We start from the raw sequence: 16776 nt of genomic DNA, 5'->3' as shown, positions 1-16776 counted from the left end.
GCTGGTTGCCCTGTTCTGGGCATGCTGCCCCCATGGTTTCCCCCACCCGATCGATCCACGTCGTGGCCGCCGTCATCACCGACGCCCGTGGCCGCGTGCTGCTCAACCGCCGTACCGAGAACCGCGACATGGCCGGCCTGTGGGAATTCCCCGGCGGCAAGCGTGAATCCGGCGAGACCTCCGAGCAGGCGCTGGTGCGTGAACTGCGCGAAGAGCTGGGCATCGAGGCCGATGTCGGGCCCTGGCTGATGGATGTGCCGCAGCGCTATCCGGACAAGCACCTGACCCTGGAAGTGCGCCATGTGCGCAGCTGGAAGGGCACACCGCGCGGGCGCGAAGGCCAGGCGATCACCTGGGTGGCGCAGGACAAGCTGGGCCGCTATTCGATGCCGCCGGCCGACCTGCCGGTGGTGGCCGCACTGCGCCAACCGGACCGCTACCTGATCACGCCGGCACCGGCCGACAATGCCGGTGGCGTGCAGCGGTGGCATGAGCAGCTGCAGCAGGCGGTGGCGGCGGGGCAGCAGCGCATCCAGCTGCGCCTGCCGCCGGAGCATCCGCAGCGGCAGGCCATGATCGAACAGGCCGTGCGTGCGCATCGTCGTGGCGTGCAGTGGCTGCTGAACCGCGATATCGCGTTGGCACGCTCACTGGGCGTGGGCGTGCACCTGGGCGGCGAGCAGCTGCTGGCCCTGCAGGAGCGGCCCTTGCCGGAAGGACAGCTGGTCGCCGCGTCCTGCCACGATCTGGAGCAGCTGCAGGCGGCGCAGCGGCTGGGCTGCGACTTTGCGGTGCTCGGCCCGGTGCACGCCACGGCCAGCCATCCCGAGGCGCCGCCGCTGGGCTGGGAGGCCTTCGCCGCACTGCGCGCGCAGGTATCGCTGCCGATCTACGCGCTGGGCGGGATGGCCGCTGGCCATATCGCCGAAGCCCGCCGCCATGGCGGGCAGGGTGTCGCTGCGATCCGTGGGCTGTGGCCGGCGTGAGCCGGCATGCGCGGTCAGATCCCTGCGCAGCAGGGCTCTGACCCCATCGCGGCAATCCGGGGTCGGGGCCCTTTCCGCTGGAAAGGGATCCGACCCCTCCCGATCACAGCGTGATCCAGAAACACCCGTATTGCCGCCGCAACCCCAGCACTGTCGAAGCGCGCGACACGCTGCCGGGCAAGGTCTGCTCCAGGCGCAGGCCGACCGGATGACGCACAGCCGGCGGCTCAGGGTCGGACCCCTGCGCCGCAGGGCTCTGACCCTCCTCCTGCGAGGACGCGAGCCCCTGTGACGGATACACCGGTACCACGTCCACCAGTGGCCGTCGCGCCAGCGATTCCAACTGGCCGAGGATGCGCTGCGCGCCGGCATCGGAGACCGCGCCCCACAGGTACAGCGAGGACAGCCGGTTCACATCGTTGCTGAGGATGCCGGTGCGCAATGCGTCCACCAGCTCGCTCAGGCGTCGTGGGCAGCGCGCCCCCAGGGTGTCGCGCGGCACGGTGCTGCCGGTGGGTGCGGGTGGCGGCAATCGCGATCGGGCGCCGACGCTGTCGCAGGGACGGTCGGTGTACACGCTCTGTCCCTGCGCATCGGTGCAGCGGTTCAAGCGTGGGGACTGCGCATGGACAACGCTCGATGCCGGGTACAACGACAGCAGCAACAGCAGGAAGGAAAGCCGGTTCATCGACGCAGGGTAGCGCCGATCGCGCTGGCATGGCGTGCTTTCAGCCGTGCAGCAGTTTCAATACCGACGTGGTCGGCTTGGCCAGGTTCAAGGTGTAGAAGTGCAGGCCCGGCGCGCCACCCTCGACCAGGCGCTGGCACAGCTTGGCCACCACTTCGGTGCCGAACGCCCGCACCGATTCGGCGTCATCGCCGTAGGCCTGCATCTTGCGGCTGATCCAGCGCGGGATTTCCGCACCGCACTGCTCGGAGAAGCGGCGCAGCTGGCTGAAGTTGGCGATCGGCATGATGCCGGGCGTGATCGGTACCTGCACGCCGAGCCGGTGCACGGCATCGACGAAGTGGAAGTACGCATCCGGGTTGTAGAAGTACTGGGTGATCGCCGCGTCGGCGCCGGCATCGATCTTGGCCTTGAAGTGCCTGAGGTCGGCCAGTGCATCGGAGGCCTGTGGATGGGTCTCCGGGTAGGCACCCACTTCGATGCGGAAGGCGTCGCCATGTTCGGCACGGATGAAGTCGATCAGCTCGGCGGCGTAACGCATGTCGCCGGGAAACCCCATGCCGGAGGGCAGGTCGCCGCGCAGCGCCACCAGGCGATGGCAGCCGATGGCGCGGTACAGCTTGAGCAGTTCGCGGATTTCCTGCCGGGTGCCGCCGACACAGGACAGATGCGGTGCAGCCTCGAAGCCATGGTGCTGGTTGAGGTGGCGCACGGTCTCGGAGGTATAGCTCAGTGTCGAGCCACCGGCGCCGAAGGTACAGGACACGTACTCGGGGCCGTAGTCCTTCAGCCTGGCCGCGGCGCGGTCCAGCTGGCTGCGCTGTTCGTCGGTCTTGGGCGGATAGAACTCGAAGCTGATGGCAGTCATGGCACGGGCGGTGGCGGCGGGTGCGGATCAGTATATCGCTTCATCAAGATGGATGTGCGATTGCGGCGTGAGGGCAGGTCATCCGTGGTGCGCGACCGTTCGCCCTGCTGACCGGCCGTTGCTCCGGAATCTCAACCGGGGGCGCTGCACCGGCAGCACGCTGTTCCCATCCCGGCACCACCCACCCGATGAAGGAGCAGACGATGAAGATCTTCCTGGCACTCTGGTACGCGATGAAGGCCCTGGCCCGGCTGGCGATGATCGGCATGGCGATGGCCGTGCTGGGCTCCGGTTCCGCGCATGCCGCCACTGACACGGCCGCCGGCAAGGTGCAGGTCGAGGTGGTCGGCAAGGGTCGACCGCTGCTGATGATCCCCGGCCTCAACAGCAGCGCCGAGGTCTGGCGCGCCACCTGCCTGGCGCTGAAGGATGTGCAGTGCCACCTGGTGCAGTTGCCGGGGTTTGCCGGTGCTGCGCCCGCCGATCCGCGCCCGGCGGATTTCCTGTCGGCGATGCGCGACCAGCTGCTGGCATACGTGCATGACCAGCATCTGGGCCCAGTGGCGGTGATCGGCCACAGCCTGGGGGGCGTGCTGGCGCTGCAGATGGCGGTGAAGGAACCGCAGGCGCTGGGACCGCTGGTGATCGTCGATTCGTTGCCGTTCTATGCCGGCATGCAGAACCCGCAGGCCACCGCACAGAGCGTGCAGCCGATGGCTGAACAGATGCGCACTGCGATGCTGGCTGCAGACCCGGCGAGCTACCAGGCGCAGGCCGAAGCGGCGCTGGCCCCGCTGACCAACAGCACCGCGCGCCTGCCCGAACTCAAGCGCTGGGGCCACGACAGCGATCGTGCCACCACCGCCGATGCGATGTACTCGCTGCTGGTGACCGACCTGCGCAGCGAGGTGGCCGGCATCCACTCGCCTACGCTGGTCCTGGGCGCCTGGGCGTCCTATCAGGCCTTCGGCGCGACCGAGGACTCTGCCCGTTCGATCTTCCAGGCGCAGTACGCTGCGCTGCCTGGTGTGCGCATCGAACTGAGCGCGACCGGCCACCACTTCCTGATGTGGGATGATCCGCAATGGCTGCGTGGGCAGGTGCAGGCGTTCCTCGACAGCCACCGCTGATCCTTCCGTTCCCGCCGGCCATTGCCATGCCCGAATCGACCTCCACGCTGCGCTTCTGGTTGATCAACACCCTCGGCTGGGCGCTGTTCTGCGTGATCAGCCTGGCCATGACCGGCGCGTTCGGTGGTGGCAGCAGCAGTGGAAGCGCGCTCATCAGCGTCGGCCTCGGCGTGCTGCTGTATGGCATCAGCGGCAGCGTGCGCGCGCTGGCCTTGCGGCGCCACTGGTGGCGGCTGGACCTGGGCGCGCTGGTGCTGCGGCTGGCGCTGGCGGTGCTGCTGGGCGCAGCACTGGCGCAACTGCTGCTGACGGCGGTGCTGCAGCCGGCGCTGGCGCTGGGATGGGTGGATTTTGGTGGCCGATCGGGTGATTTCCGCCCGGTCGCACGCCTGCTCTACTGGCTCAACACCGTGCTGATGCTGGGGCTATGGACCGCGATGTGGGCCGGCCTGCACGGCATGCGCAGTGCGCGCCAGGCCGAACTGGCCCGCCTGCGTGCCGAAGCCGAACGCAATGCGCTGGAACGTGATGCACTGCGTGCGCGGCTCAACCCGCATTTCATGTTCAATGCGCTGAACAATCTGCGCGCGCTGATCCTGGAGGATCCCGAACGTGCGCGTGACATGGTCACGCGGCTGTCGCGCACCCTGCGCCAGGCGCTGGCGCACAATCGCAGCGAACGGGTTACGTTGGCCGAGGAACTGGCGATGGTGGATGACTACCTGGCCATCGAGGCGATCCACTTCGAACAGCGCCTGCAGGTGCGGTGGCACATCGATGACGGGGCCTCGCAGGCGCAGCTGCCGGCGATGGCGCTGCAGCTGCTGGTCGAGAATGCGATCAGGCATGGCATCGCCAGTCGCCCGGGCGGTGGCGAGGTGCGGATCCATGCCACGCTGACCAATGATGTGCTGCGGTTGCAGGTGGACAATCCACTTGCGGCCGGCAGCGAACCCACCCACGGCCATGGCGTCGGCCTGGCCTACCTGCGCGCGCAGCTGGGCACGCGTGGCCGGTTCGTGCTGCAACCGGCCGGTGACCGCATGCAGGCCCTGCTGGAGATTCCGCAATGAATGGCGTGCTGCGCGTGTTGATCGTCGATGATGCGCGGCTGGCGCGGCAGGAGCTGCGTACGCTGCTGTCGGCGCTGCCCTGGGTGCAGTGCGTGGGCGAGGCAGACGATGTGCCCGCCGCGCGCGAGGCGATCGCTGCGCTGGCGCCGGACCTGGTGCTGCTGGATGTGCAGATGCCTTCCGGCAGTGGCTTTGATGTGCTGGACGGCCTGGAGACGGTGCCGGCGGTGGTGTTCGTTACCGCCTACGACACCTACGCGGTGCGCGCGTTCCAGGCCAATGCGCTGGACTATCTGGTGAAGCCGGTGGAGGCACCGCGCCTGCTGGAAGCATTGGAGCGGGCACGCGAGCGCGAAGGGGGGGCGAGCGGGGCGCCTGAACTGCGAAACACGCTGGGCGCGCAGGACCAGGTGTTCGTGCGCGAGGGTGAACGCTGCTGGTTCGTGGCGGTTTCCGAGATCCGCCGGCTGGTGGTGGATGGCAACTACACGCGGCTGTGGTTCCGCGACCAGAACGCCCTGTTGACCCGTAGCCTGAGCGCGCTGGAAGCCCGCCTGCCGCAGGATCTTTTCTTCCGCGCCAACCGCAACACGCTGGTCAACCTGCGCCGTATCCGTGGGGTATCGCCCAGCATCGGCGACGGCTACGACCTGACGCTGGATGATGGCAGCGAGGTGGAAGTGTCGCGGCGGCAGGCGCGGGAGCTGCGTGAGCGGATGGCGTTGTAGGCGCTGCCAACGGTTACCCTGTGCGGTAGAACTCCTGATCACGCCACGCCATGTCCATTGTCCTCACCGATTTCGCCCGTCCTCGCCTGTTCCCGCGCGTGCCGCGCGGCAACACCATCCAGGACTGCACTGCCGAACAGTTCGAGGCGCACCTCAACGCGCACGCACCGCTTAAGGTACTCGACGGCTACGCCCCGTTCTGCAAGTTGTTCGTCTATGAGAACTGGACCAGCACGCGTTGCCTGACGGTGCCGGTCACCGAGGCCAACCGCCATCTGCTGCGCAGCGGCTACGAAGCACGCAACCGCGAGGAACTGCCGGTGCTGGTGCGCTGGTTCGAGGGTGTGGAGTCGCCGCGCGCGAACTACCTGGTAGTGATCCTGTACAGCGCCGGGCAGTTGGCGAAGGAAGGCTCGCCGATCGAGGCCGACTGGGGCATCGTGGGTTGCATCTATACCGCCGAGCCGGAGGAAGTGCCGATGGCGCCGATCACCATGATGCGCAATGCGCTGGGCGTGGAGGAGGGTGGCTCGGGCGTGCCGCTGGACCGCGAGGCCTACCGGCGTTCGGTCGAGTTCTGGGAGAACAACGCCAACTGGCGGCCGTAGCCGGCCCGGGTCGGATCCCCGCATCGCGGGGCGCTGACCCGCGTGCGCAGGCCGACACGCAGGAGCTGGACCGGCGCAGCACGGCAGTGGCGCCACGCCCTGCGTGGCGGCATCGATCAACCGGCCTTCCACTCCCACCACGGGTAGTGGTATTCGCGCTCGGTGGCGCTCCAGGGCTGCGTGCACGACGTGCACGTCACCCGGTAACACTCGCCCCAGCCATCCTCGGCCTCGCCTCGTCCGAGCAGCTGCACATGGCCCTGTTCCAGCAGCGGTGCGGGGTTGAAGAACACATAGGATGCGTAGAGTGCGCACAGGCAACCCTCCCGCGCGCGCCAGTAGCGCAGCCGCTGCAGGGCCGCCTTGAGGTGCGCCTGGTTGCTGATCAGCATGCCGCCCAGCGCGATGCGCTGGCAGCTGCGTTCGACCAGGTCCACCTGTGCAGCCAATGCATCCAGCGACGCGGGAGTGAACAGGCGGGCAACCATGCGTGCGGCATCAGTAATGCGCTTCGCGTCGCGCGACAGCAGGTCCTGCAGCAGGACATCGGCCTGCGCATCCTCGAGTCGTGGCGATGGCGCTGCAGACCATGGCCAACGCATCAGCGTGCCTTGCCGATGGCAGCGAAGTGGCCGGTGGTGAGGCGCAGCAGATCGGCCGGTGCCAGTTCCACTTCCAGCCCGCGTCGTCCGGCGCTGACATGCAGCGTGGGCAATGCCTGCGCGCTGGCATCCAGGAACGTGCGCAGGCGCTTCTTCTGCCCCAGCGGACTGATGCCACCGACCAGGTAGCCGGTCGCGCGCTGTGCCGCATCGGCGGCCGCCATTTCGCATTTCTTGCAGCCGGCCGCGTCGGCCAGGGCCTTCAGGTCCAGCTGGCCAGCCACCGGTACGATCGCCACCAGCAGCTCGTGCGTTTCGGTGCTGGCCAGCAGGGTCTTGAACACCTGGGCCGGGTCGAGGCCGAGCTTGTCGACCGCTTCGCCGCCATACGATTCGGCGTGGGTGTCGTGCACATAGCTGCGCACGGTGTGGGCGATCTTCTCGCGCTTGAGCAGGTTGATGGCCGGGGTCATGGACGCATCGTAGCGCGGGGTGGAGGCGTTGCCTTGACCGAGACTATTGGCCCCCGCTCTGGTGGGGGATATCCACGCATGGCGTGGATCTACTGGGGGACGGACGATCAGTAGATCCACGCCATGCGTGGATGCGTGATGTTCGGCCGTGCGCAAACGCAGAACGGGCACCCGAAGGTGCCCGTCCATGTGCATCCGTGGCTGGGGTCAGAGCCCTTCCCTGCGGAAAGGGATCCGACCCCGTGCACGTTCTGTCTGCATCCGTTGCTGGGGGCAGAGCCCTTTCCTCTGGAAAGGGATCCGACCCCGTGCACGGCATCAGTAGCGGTAGTGGTCCGGCTTGAACGGGCCTTCCACCGGCACGCCGATGTAGTCGGCCTGTTCCTGGCTCAGGGTGGTCAGCTTCACGCCGATCTTCTCCAGGTGCAGGCGTGCCACTTCTTCGTCCAGCTTCTTCGGCAGCAGGTAGACCTTCTTCTCGTAGCTGTCCTTGTTCGCCCACAGATCGATCTGTGCCAGGGTCTGGTTGGCGAAGCTGTTGGACATCACGAAGCTCGGGTGGCCGGTGGCGCAGCCCAGGTTGACCAGGCGGCCTTCGGCCAGCAGGAAGATCGCATTCCCGTTCGGGAAGATGTACTTGTCCACCTGCGGCTTGATGTTGACGTGCTTGATGCCGGCGAAGGACACCAGTGCGTCGACCTGGATCTCGTTGTCGAAGTGGCCGATGTTGCAGACGATGGCCTGGTCCTTCATCGCGCTCAGGTGCTCGATGCGGATGATGTCCTTGTTGCCGGTGGTGGTGACGTACAGGTCGGCACGGCCCAGCGTCGATTCGATGGTGTTGACTTCATAGCCTTCCATCGCCGCCTGCAGGGCGCAGATCGGGTCGATCTCGGTGACGATCACGCGCGCGCCGTAGGCACGCAGCGAAGCGGCGCAGCCCTTGCCGACGTCGCCGTAGCCGCAGACCACGGCCACCTTGCCGGCCAGCATCACGTCCATCGCGCGCTTCAGGCCGTCGGCCAGCGACTCGCGGCAGCCGTACAGGTTGTCGAACTTGCTCTTGGTGACCGAGTCGTTGACGTTGATCGCCGGGATCAGCAGGGTGCCGGCCTGGGCCAGCTGGTACAGGCGGTGCACACCGGTGGTGGTCTCTTCGGAGACGCCCTTCCAGTCCTTGACCACGCGGCCCCAGTAACCCGGGCGTTCCTTGGCGACGCGCTTGAGCAGGTTCTTGATGACCTGTTCCTCGTGCGAAGAGGAGGCGGTGTTGACCCAGTCGCTGCCGTTTTCCAGCTCGTAGCCCTTGTGGATCAGCAGGGTCACGTCACCACCGTCGTCGACCACCAGTTCCGGGCCGGTCAGGGTGCCGTCGGCCAGGGTGAAGGTCAGCGCGTCCAGGGTGCAGTCCCAGTACTCTTCCAGGGTCTCGCCCTTCCATGCGAACACCGGAGTGCCGGTGGCGGCGATGGCGGCCGCAGCGTGGTCCTGGGTCGAGAAGATGTTGCACGAGGCCCAGCGCACGTCGGCGCCGATGTCCTTCAGGGTCTCGATCAGCACGGCGGTCTGGATGGTCATGTGCAGCGAGCCGGTCACGCGCACGCCCTTCAGCGGCAGCTCGGCCTGGTACTTGCGGCGGATCGACATCAGGCCCGGCATTTCGTGCTCGGCGATGTCCAGTTCCTTGCGGCCCCAGTCGGCCAGCGTGATATCGCGGATCTTGTAATCACCTTCGGTGGAGAAGGTCTTGGCAACAGCGTTCATTCGTGTGCTCCGGTTGTGGGCGAGCGGGTGCTCGCATCTAGCCGGGCGCCGTTGTTACAAAGCCACCTCACCGAGCCTGGCCGGGCCTCTTGGGATCCGGTCGCAGCGCCCCTCGGCAGGGGAGACCCCCATTATATCGCGGCCCCGGCATGACATCCGGATGACCCAACCATCGGCAGGTGGGCGGGCGTGCACGGCCTGTTAAGGTCGGTGTTTTCACGCATCACACAGGTGGAACGATGAGCATGCACGCGCGCCGTACGCGGCGCTGGACCGGCCTGGTCCTGTCGATGGGGCTGCTGGCGGTGGCCCCGCTGGCCTGGGCGGTGGCCGCGCAGCCTGCGGCCGCGCAGGCCCAGGGCGTCAACGGCTACGAACTGCCCTCGGCGGCCCTGCAGGCGGTGGTCGATGCGCCGCGCGCGCCGGCGTTGTACCTGTCGCCACGCCGCGATGTGGCCGCGTTGATGCAGATGCCGTCGCTGCCGTCGATCCAGGTGGTGGCGCAGCCGGAACTGAAGCTGGCCGGCCTGCGCATCAACCCGCGCACGTTCTCCGACAGCCGCTTCAGCTTCGGCGAGAAGCTGTGGCTGATGAACGTTGCCGACGGCAAGGAGCGGCAGATCAGCGGCCTGCCGGGCACGCTGTCGATCGCCAGCCTGATGTGGTCGCCGGACCAGAAGTGGCTCGCCTTCAACCAGGTCGACGCCGCCAGTGGCGCCAATGAGCTGTGGCTGGTGGACGTGGTCGGCGGCAGCGCCCGCCGCCTGGTCGCCGGTCTGAACACGGTGATCGGCAGTGGCTACCAGTGGCTGCCGGACAGCCGCGGGCTGGTGGTGTTCACGCGCCCGGCCAACCTCGGCGCCGCCCCGGCCGCCGACGGCATCCCGACCGGCCCTGCCGTGCAGCAGACCAGCCAGGGCGGCGGCGTCGTGTCGATCCGTACCTACCAGGACCTGCTGAAGAACGAAGCCGACGCACGCCAGTTCGACTACTACGCCACCACCCAGCCGGTGGAAGTCAGCCTGGACGGCAGCACCCGCGCGATCGGCGCGGCCGGCATCTTCATGGGCTTCTCGGTGTCGCCCGACGGCCGCTTCGTGCTGCGCCAACCGGTGCAGCGTCCGTATTCCTACGTGGTGCCGGTGAGCAGCTTCCCGCGCCGCATCGAAGTGATCGACCGTGCCAGCGGCAAGCTGGTGCACACCGTGGCGGTGCGACCGCTGGTGGAAGGCCTGCCGACCGGCAACGACGCCGAAGTGACCGGCGTGCGCGATATCGGCTGGCGTGGTGATGCCGAAGCGACCCTGGTCTGGGCCGAAGCGCAGGATGGTGGCGACCCGAACAAGGATGCCAAGGTGCGCGACGCGGTGCTGATGCAGGCCGCGCCGTTCGACAGGCCGCCGGTGACGCTGGCCCAGCTTGGCAGCCGGCTGGCCGGCATCAGCTGGGGCCGTGGTGACCTGGCCCTGCTGACTGAATCGTGGTGGAAGACCCGCAAGACCAGGACCTGGCTGATCGCCCCGGACAACGCCAGCGCCGAACCGCGCCTGCTGTGGGATCGCGATGCGCAGGACCGCTACGCCGATCCGGGCCGGCCGATGCTGGCCAGTGACGAGCGGGGCCGTGCGCTGCTGCAGACCAGCCCCGATGGCAGCAGCCTGTACCTGGCTGGCGCCGGCGCTTCGCCGGAAGGCGACCGTCCGTTCGTGGACCGCTTCGACATCGCCACGGGCAAGGCGACGCGCCTGTTCCACTCGCAGGCACCGAGCTATTCGCTGCCGGTGGCATTGCTGGACAACCAGGGCAGTTCGTTGCTGCTGAGTCGCGAGAGTCCGGACGAGCCGGCCAACTTCTACGTGCAGTCGCTGGCTGATGCGACCACCGCGCCGCGCGCATTGACCCACTTCGCCCATCCGCTGCCGCAGCTGAAGGGCGTGCAGAAGGAGCAGATCCGCTACAAGCGCAAGGACGGCGTCGACCTGACCGCGACCCTGCTGCTGCCGCCGGGCTACGACCCCAAGCGCGATGGCCCGCGCCCGCTGCTGATGTGGGCCTACCCGGGCGAGTTCAAGAGCGCGGCTGCGGCCAGCCAGGTGACCGATTCGCCTTACCGCTTCAATGCGGTCAGCTACTGGGGCCCGCAGGCGTTCCTGGCCAAGGGCTACGTGGTGCTGGCCAGCCCGTCGATGCCGATCATCGGCGAGGGCGACAAGGAGCCGAACGACACCTATATCGAACAGCTGGTGGCCAACGCGCAGGCGGCCGTGGATGAAGTGGTGCGCCGTGGCGTGACCGATCGCGATCACATCGCCATCGGTGGCCACTCCTATGGTGCGTTCATGACGGCCAACCTGCTGGCACACACCCGCCTGTTCAAGGCCGGCATCGCGCGCAGCGGTGCCTACAACCGCACGCTCACTCCGTTCGGCTTCCAGGCCGAAGAGCGCAACTACTGGCAGGCACAGGACGTCTACCAGAAGATGGCGCCGTTCAACTACGCCGACAAGATCAAGGATCCGATCCTGTTCATCCACGGCGTGGACGACAACAACTCCGGTACCTTCCCGATCCAGAGCGAGCGCATGTTCGCCGCGGTGAAGGGCCTGGGGGGTACCGCGCGGCTGGTGATGCTGCCGAACGAATCGCACGCCTACCGCGCACGCGAATCGATCATGACCATGTTGGCCGAAAGCGAGCGCTGGCTGGAGCAGACCATCGGCCCGGCTGATCAGGGCAAGGCGAAGAAGAAGCGCTGACGCGCACACAAGGGCGGCCCCTGCAACGGGGGCCGCCTGCGCGGCTGCGCCGCCGCCCGAGCATGGGCTCGGGCGCTACACGGTGTCACGCGCAATGACGGCTGTAGAGCCGAGCCCACGCTCGGCTGCTTCTGCTGCGGATACGTGCAGATGAAACCATTTCCGCATCGCAGCATCGTGCGTAATCTGGTTTAGGCTTGGGGTCTGGATCCGTTGACCGAGGCCTGTGCGTCGCCGATGAACGAGTACCGCAGCAGCATCGAGTTCGCTTCTCCCGATCTTCCGCTTCGCGATGACGTGCGCCGGCTCGGCGCACTGGTCGGCGACCTGCTGGTCGAGCAGGTCTCGGCCGCTTTCCTCGATGATGTCGAGGATGTGCGCACCCGCGCCATCGCCCGCCGCGAGAACCAGGCGCCGCTGTCGGAGCTGGCTGGAGGGCTGGCCGGGCGCACGCCCCAGCAGGCCGAGACCATGGTGCGGGCCTTCAGCACCTACTTCCAGGTGGTCAACATCGCCGAGCGCGTGCATCGCATTCGCCGCCGCCGCGACTACCAGCGCGCCGGTACCGCAGGGGCGCAGCCCGACGGCCTGCAGGATGCGCTGCAGCACCTGAAGGCGCAGGGCGTGGGCCTGGACGAGCTGGCGCAATGGCTGCCCCGCATCGACATCGAACCGGTGTTCACCGCGCACCCGACCGAAGCCGTGCGCCGCGCGCTGCTGGAAAAAGAGCAGCTGATGGTGGCCAGCCTGGTCGACAACCTCGACGGGCAGCGCACGCCGGGGGAAGCTGCCGCCGATGCCGCACGTTTCCGCATGGCGCTGACCGCCTCGTGGCAGACCACCGATTCCTCGCCGGTGCGGCCCACCGTCGATGACGAGCGCGAGCACGTCGGCTTCTATCTGGTGCAGGTGCTGTACCGGGTGATACCGGTGCTGTATGAATCGCTGCAGCAGGCGCTGCGCGATACCTACGGCGAAGAGCTGCCACTGCCGCGCCTGCTGCGCTTTGGTACGTGGGTGGGCGGGGACATGGACGGCAACCCGAACGTGGATGCCCATACCATCCGCAATACGCTGGATGCGCAGCGGCAGGCGGTACTCGCGCGCTACCAGAAGGAGTTGCTGCAGCTGGCCAGCCTGCTCAGCCAGTCCACCGAGCGGGTGGGCGTGAGCGATGTGTTGCAGGCGCGCGTGGCGCACTACCAGCAGCTGCTGCCGCAGGTGCAGTCGCGCCCGCGCCATGCCGACATGCCCTATCGCCTGCTCAACGACCGCATGCGCGCACGCCTGCAGGCGACGCTGGAAGACGGCGAGGGTGCCTATGCCGGCCCCGATGAACTGATCGACGACCTGCAGCTGATCCTCGACAGCCTGCGCGCGAACCGCGGCGAACATGCCGGTGGCTTCGCCGTGCAGCGCCTGCTGTGGCGGGTGAAGACGTTCGGCTTCCACCTGGCGCGGTTGGACGTGCGGCAGGAATCAAGCGTGCATGCGCGCGCGCTGGCCGCCGTGCTGGGCGGCGACGCGGTGTGGGACGGTCTGGATGCATTGGGTCGCGCGCGCCTGCTGGCACCGCATGCCAGCGGTGAAGCGTCGTTGCCGAAGGGCGATGACGAAGGCAACCGGCGGCTGGACGCGGTGTTCGCTGCACTGGCCGATGCCCGTGCGCGCCACGGCGGTGATGCACTGGGCAGCTACATCATCTCGATGGCACACGACCGCAGCGACGTGCTGGCAGTGCTGGCGCTGGCGCGCCGTGGCGGCCTGGTCGAAGCGAGCGGGTCGGTACCGTTGGACATCGCACCACTGTTTGAAACCGTGGATGACCTCAGGCGCGGTACCGCGACCCTGCGTGACCTGCTGGCCGACCCGGTATACCGCACCCATCTGCAGGCGCGTGCCGATGTGCAGATGGTGATGCTGGGCTATTCGGACAGCAGCAAGGACGGTGGCATCGCCGCCTCGCGCTGGGGCCTGCAACGAGCGCAGGTGGAACTGCTGGAGGTAGCAGCCGAGGCAGGCATCCGGCTGACCTTCTTCCATGGACGTGGTGGCTCGATCAGCCGTGGCGGTGGCAAGACCACGCATGCGGTCGACGCATCGCCGCGCGGCAGCATTGATGGCCGCCTGCGGGTGACCGAGCAGGGCGAAGTGATCCACCGCAAGTACGGGATCCGCGCGCTGGCCCTGCGTTCGCTGGAGCAGGCCACCGGTGCGGTGCTGCGCGCCAGCCTGCGCCCGCGCGCCGCCGAGCCCCGCGAGGATGACTGGCGGCCGGTGATGGACGCGGTCGCATCTGCCAGCAGCGAGGTGTATCGCGCCTTCGTTGGCCAGGCCGGTTTCATGGACTATTTCCGCACCGCCACGCCGATCGACGTGATCGAACGGATGACGTTGGGCTCGCGGCCGTCGCGCCGGCTCGGCCAGGACGCCGCGCTGGGCAACCTGCGTGCGATTCCCTGGGTGTTCGCCTGGAGCCAGGCGCGTGCGGTCATTCCCGGCTGGTACGGCGTGGGCAGTGGCCTGCAGGCGGCGGTGGATGCCGGCCATGAGCAGACCCTGCGTGATATGGCGCGGGACTGGCCGTTTTTCCGCACATTCCTGGACGACATCGCGATGGTGCTGTCCAAGGGTGACATCACCATCGCCGAGCAGTTCTCGCTGTTGTCCGGCGAACTGCACGGGCGCTTCTTCCCGCAGGTGCAGCGCGAACTGGAACTCACCCGGCACTGGCTGCTGGCGTTGATGGACCAGCAGACGCTGTTGGACCACGATGCGCGGCTGGCGCTGTCGATCCGCCTGCGCAATCCCTACGTCGATCCGATCAGCGTGCTGCAGGTGGACCTGCTGCAGCGCTGGCGGGCCAGCGGGCGCGAGGATGAGGACCTGCTGCGGGCGTTGGTGGCGTGCGTGAACGGTGTTTCGCAGGGCGTGCAGAACACCGGGTGAAATGCATCCGCCGGGCATGGCCCGGCGAATTCGAAATGGTAGTGCCGGCCGCTGGCCGGCAACCTCACTCTTCCGGCGACGGCGGGTTCGACGCCAGCAGTTCCAGATGGCGCTGTTCCATTTCCTGGCGCAGCTGGCGGCGGATCTGCGCCGCAGCCTGGCGGCGCTTCTCGTCCGACGTAGCCGGCTGCAATGGCGGGACCGGCGTCGGACGGCCTTCCTCATCCACTGCCACCATCGTGAAGAAGCAGCTGTTGGCGTGGCGCACGCTGCGTTTGAGGATGTCCTCGGCCACCACCTTGATGCCGATCTCCATCGACGAGGTACCGGTGTAGTTCACCGAGGCCAGGAAGGTGACCAGCTCGCCCACGGCGATGGGCTGGCGGAACATCACCTGGTCCACTGAAAGGGTGACCACATAGCTGCCGGCGTAACGGCTGGCGCAGGCGTAGGCCACCTGGTCGAGCAGTCGCAGGACCGCGCCGCCGTGGACCTTGCCGGAGAAATTGGCCATCTCCGGCGACATCAGCACGGTCATGGACAGCTGGTGGGTTTTCAGTTCGGTCGACATGGGGCGATTGTATCGGCGTGGCGTAGCTCTTGTAGAGCCGAGCCCATGCTCGGCTGCTCTTGGCGCAGGCAAAAGAAAGCCGAGCATGGGCTCGGCTCTACCGAAAGCAGAAGGGCCGCGTGAGCGGCCCTTCGTGTTTCTTACTTCAGCTTCGCATCGGCGCGCAGGGCGGCGGCGCGATCGGTCTTCTCCCAGGAGAAGGCCGTGGCGTTGACGGTCTCGCCTTCGCCGTTGAGGTAGCTGAACTCCTTCGGCTTGCGGCCGAAGTGGCCATAGGCCGCAGTCTGCTGGTACATCGGGTGCACCAGGTCCAGCATCTTGATGATGCCGTACGGGCGCAGGTCGAAGTGCTTGCGGATCAGCTTCTCGATCTTGTCGTCGCTGATCTTGCCGGTGCCGAAGGTGGTGACCGAGATCGAGGTCGGCTCGGCCACGCCGATGGCGTAGGAGACCTGCACTTCGCAACGGTCGGCCAGGCCAGCGGCAACCACGTTCTTGGCGACGTAGCGGGCCGCGTAGGCTGCCGAACGGTCGACCTTGGACGGGTCCTTGCCGGAGAAGGCGCCACCACCGTGACGGGCCCAGCCGCCGTAGGTGTCGACGATGATCTTGCGGCCGGTCAGGCCGCAATCGCCCACCGGGCCGCCGATCTCGAACTTGCCGGTCGGGTTGATGTGGAACTTGGTGCCCTTGTGCAGCCACTTGGCCGGCAGCACCGGCTTGATGATCTCTTCGCGGACGGCCTCGATGAGGTCCTTCTGCTTGATGCCCGGGGCGTGCTGGGTCGACAGGACCACGGCGTCGATGGCCGAGACCACGCCATTTTCATAGCGCAGGGTGACCTGGCTCTTGGCGTCCGGGCGCAGCCACGACAGCGGCGAGTTCTTCTTCTTGCGGATCTTGGCCTGCTGCTCGACCAGGCGGTGCGACAGGTGGATCGCGGCCGGCATGTAGCTGTCGGTCTCGTTGGTGGCATAGCCGAACATCAGGCCCTGGTCGCCAGCGCCCATTTCTTCCGGCTTCTTGCGATCCACGCCCTGGGCGATGTGCGGCGACTGCTTGCCGATCAGGTTCAGCACGCCGCAGGTGGCGCCGTCGAAGCCGACGTCGGAGCTGTCGTAGCCGATGTCCGTGATGACCTTGCGGGTCAGTGCTTCCAGGTCGATCCAGGCGCTGGTGGTGATTTCACCGGCCACGATGGCAACACCGGTCTTGACCATGGTCTCGCAGGCAACGCGTGCGCGCTGGTCCTGGGTCAGGATCGCGTCCAGCACCGCATCGGAGATCTGGTCGGCAACCTTGTCCGGATGGCCTTCGGAGACCGACTCGGAGGTGAAGAGATAGCTGGACATCAGGCGTAATATCCCTTGATTCGGATGGAAAGATGGGCGCGAATGATACACGGGGTGCGCCGCCTGTGCATTGTGAACCTGCACCGGTTGCCGGTGGTTAAGCCCGTGTAGGCCTGGAGGGGCCGTCCCTGCAGGATTGGGGCCCAGCCTCGAGGCCCAGTGTTCCACCAGCGTGACAACGGACGGCGCCTGCCGGCCCCGACCGCGCAGGCAGCGACGCCGCCCGCC

At 67.5% G+C, this 16776-nt stretch carries 14 protein-coding genes and 1 riboswitch; of the genes, 7 read left to right on the top strand and 7 right to left on the bottom strand.

Features of this window, described 5'->3' with window-relative positions:
• Positions 1-32: 32 nt before the first annotated feature.
• Positions 33-986, top strand: coding sequence for a Nudix family hydrolase (locus B9Y64_RS04460; protein WP_100439631.1), 954 nt, complete (start codon positions 33-35; stop codon positions 984-986).
• 103 nt (positions 987-1089) lie between these two features.
• On the opposite strand, the gene B9Y64_RS04455 is transcribed toward B9Y64_RS04460, so the two are convergent.
• Positions 1090-1674 carry a DUF4124 domain-containing protein gene (locus B9Y64_RS04455; RefSeq protein WP_100439630.1) on the bottom strand — a complete coding sequence of 195 codons (585 nt, stop codon included), beginning with the start codon at positions 1672-1674 and terminating at the stop codon, positions 1090-1092.
• A gap of 40 nt (positions 1675-1714) precedes the next feature.
• Positions 1715-2542: a methylenetetrahydrofolate reductase [NAD(P)H] gene (gene metF, locus B9Y64_RS04450; RefSeq protein ID WP_100439629.1), complete on the bottom strand. Its 828-nt coding sequence runs from the start codon at positions 2540-2542 to the stop codon at positions 1715-1717.
• Positions 2543-2745: 203 nt separating this feature from the next.
• On the opposite strand from metF, the gene B9Y64_RS04445 reads away from it, so the two are divergent.
• Genes B9Y64_RS04445 through B9Y64_RS04430 form a run of 4 tightly spaced genes read left to right on the top strand, consistent with a single transcriptional unit; the run spans position 2746 to position 6081 of the window.
• Positions 2746-3672, top strand: coding sequence for an alpha/beta fold hydrolase (locus B9Y64_RS04445; RefSeq protein ID WP_100439628.1), 927 nt, complete (start codon positions 2746-2748; stop codon positions 3670-3672).
• Between the two features lie 26 nt (positions 3673-3698).
• Positions 3699-4745, top strand: a complete 1047-nt coding sequence (locus tag B9Y64_RS04440) for a sensor histidine kinase (RefSeq protein ID WP_100439899.1) — start codon at positions 3699-3701, stop codon at positions 4743-4745.
• Positions 4742-5473, top strand: coding sequence for a LytR/AlgR family response regulator transcription factor (locus tag B9Y64_RS04435; protein WP_100439627.1), 732 nt, complete (start codon positions 4742-4744; stop codon positions 5471-5473). The genes B9Y64_RS04440 and B9Y64_RS04435 overlap by 4 nt, the downstream gene beginning before the upstream one ends.
• A 50-nt stretch (positions 5474-5523) precedes the next feature.
• Entirely contained in the window at positions 5524-6081 is a 558-nt protein-coding gene (locus B9Y64_RS04430; RefSeq protein WP_054171043.1) for a DUF3228 family protein, read from the top strand.
• 116 nt (positions 6082-6197) lie between these two features.
• Here the strand turns inward: B9Y64_RS04430 and B9Y64_RS04425 are convergent, their stop codons facing one another.
• The 3 genes from B9Y64_RS04425 to ahcY form a co-directional block, all read right to left on the bottom strand.
• Positions 6198-6683, bottom strand: a complete 486-nt coding sequence (locus B9Y64_RS04425; protein WP_100439626.1) for a hypothetical protein — start codon at positions 6681-6683, stop codon at positions 6198-6200.
• On the bottom strand, positions 6683-7156 hold the full coding sequence (gene ybaK / locus B9Y64_RS04420; RefSeq protein ID WP_100439625.1) for a Cys-tRNA(Pro) deacylase: 474 nt from the start codon (positions 7154-7156) through the stop codon (positions 6683-6685). The genes B9Y64_RS04425 and ybaK overlap by 1 nt, the downstream gene beginning before the upstream one ends.
• A 318-nt stretch (positions 7157-7474) precedes the next feature.
• Positions 7475-8920, bottom strand: coding sequence for an adenosylhomocysteinase (ahcY, locus tag B9Y64_RS04415; protein ID WP_004154241.1), 1446 nt, complete (start codon positions 8918-8920; stop codon positions 7475-7477).
• Between the two features lie 36 nt (positions 8921-8956).
• Positions 8957-9040, bottom strand: a riboswitch (S-adenosyl-L-homocysteine riboswitch).
• Positions 9041-9159: 119 nt separating this feature from the next.
• On the opposite strand from ahcY, the gene B9Y64_RS04410 reads away from it, so the two are divergent.
• Complete coding sequence (locus B9Y64_RS04410; RefSeq protein WP_100439624.1) at positions 9160-11676, top strand: S9 family peptidase; 2517 nt, start codon at positions 9160-9162, stop codon at positions 11674-11676.
• A 237-nt stretch (positions 11677-11913) separates the two neighbouring features.
• Positions 11914-14625, top strand: a complete 2712-nt coding sequence (ppc, locus tag B9Y64_RS04405) for a phosphoenolpyruvate carboxylase (protein WP_100439623.1) — start codon at positions 11914-11916, stop codon at positions 14623-14625.
• 64 nt (positions 14626-14689) lie between these two features.
• Here the strand turns inward: ppc and B9Y64_RS04400 are convergent, their stop codons facing one another.
• Entirely contained in the window at positions 14690-15196 is a 507-nt protein-coding gene (locus B9Y64_RS04400) for an acyl-CoA thioesterase (protein WP_099553699.1), read from the bottom strand.
• A 140-nt stretch (positions 15197-15336) separates the two neighbouring features.
• A complete protein-coding gene (gene metK / locus B9Y64_RS04395) occupies positions 15337-16548 on the bottom strand; it encodes a methionine adenosyltransferase (RefSeq protein ID WP_010481882.1) in 1212 nt (403 codons plus the stop codon).
• Positions 16549-16776 lie beyond the last annotated feature (228 nt).

This window comes from Stenotrophomonas maltophilia (assembly GCF_002799245.1).
Classification (GTDB): Bacteria; Pseudomonadota; Gammaproteobacteria; order Xanthomonadales; family Xanthomonadaceae; genus Stenotrophomonas; species Stenotrophomonas maltophilia_S.
Note: the sequence above shows the minus strand (reverse complement) of the source record. Positions and strands in the feature narration are given on the sequence as shown.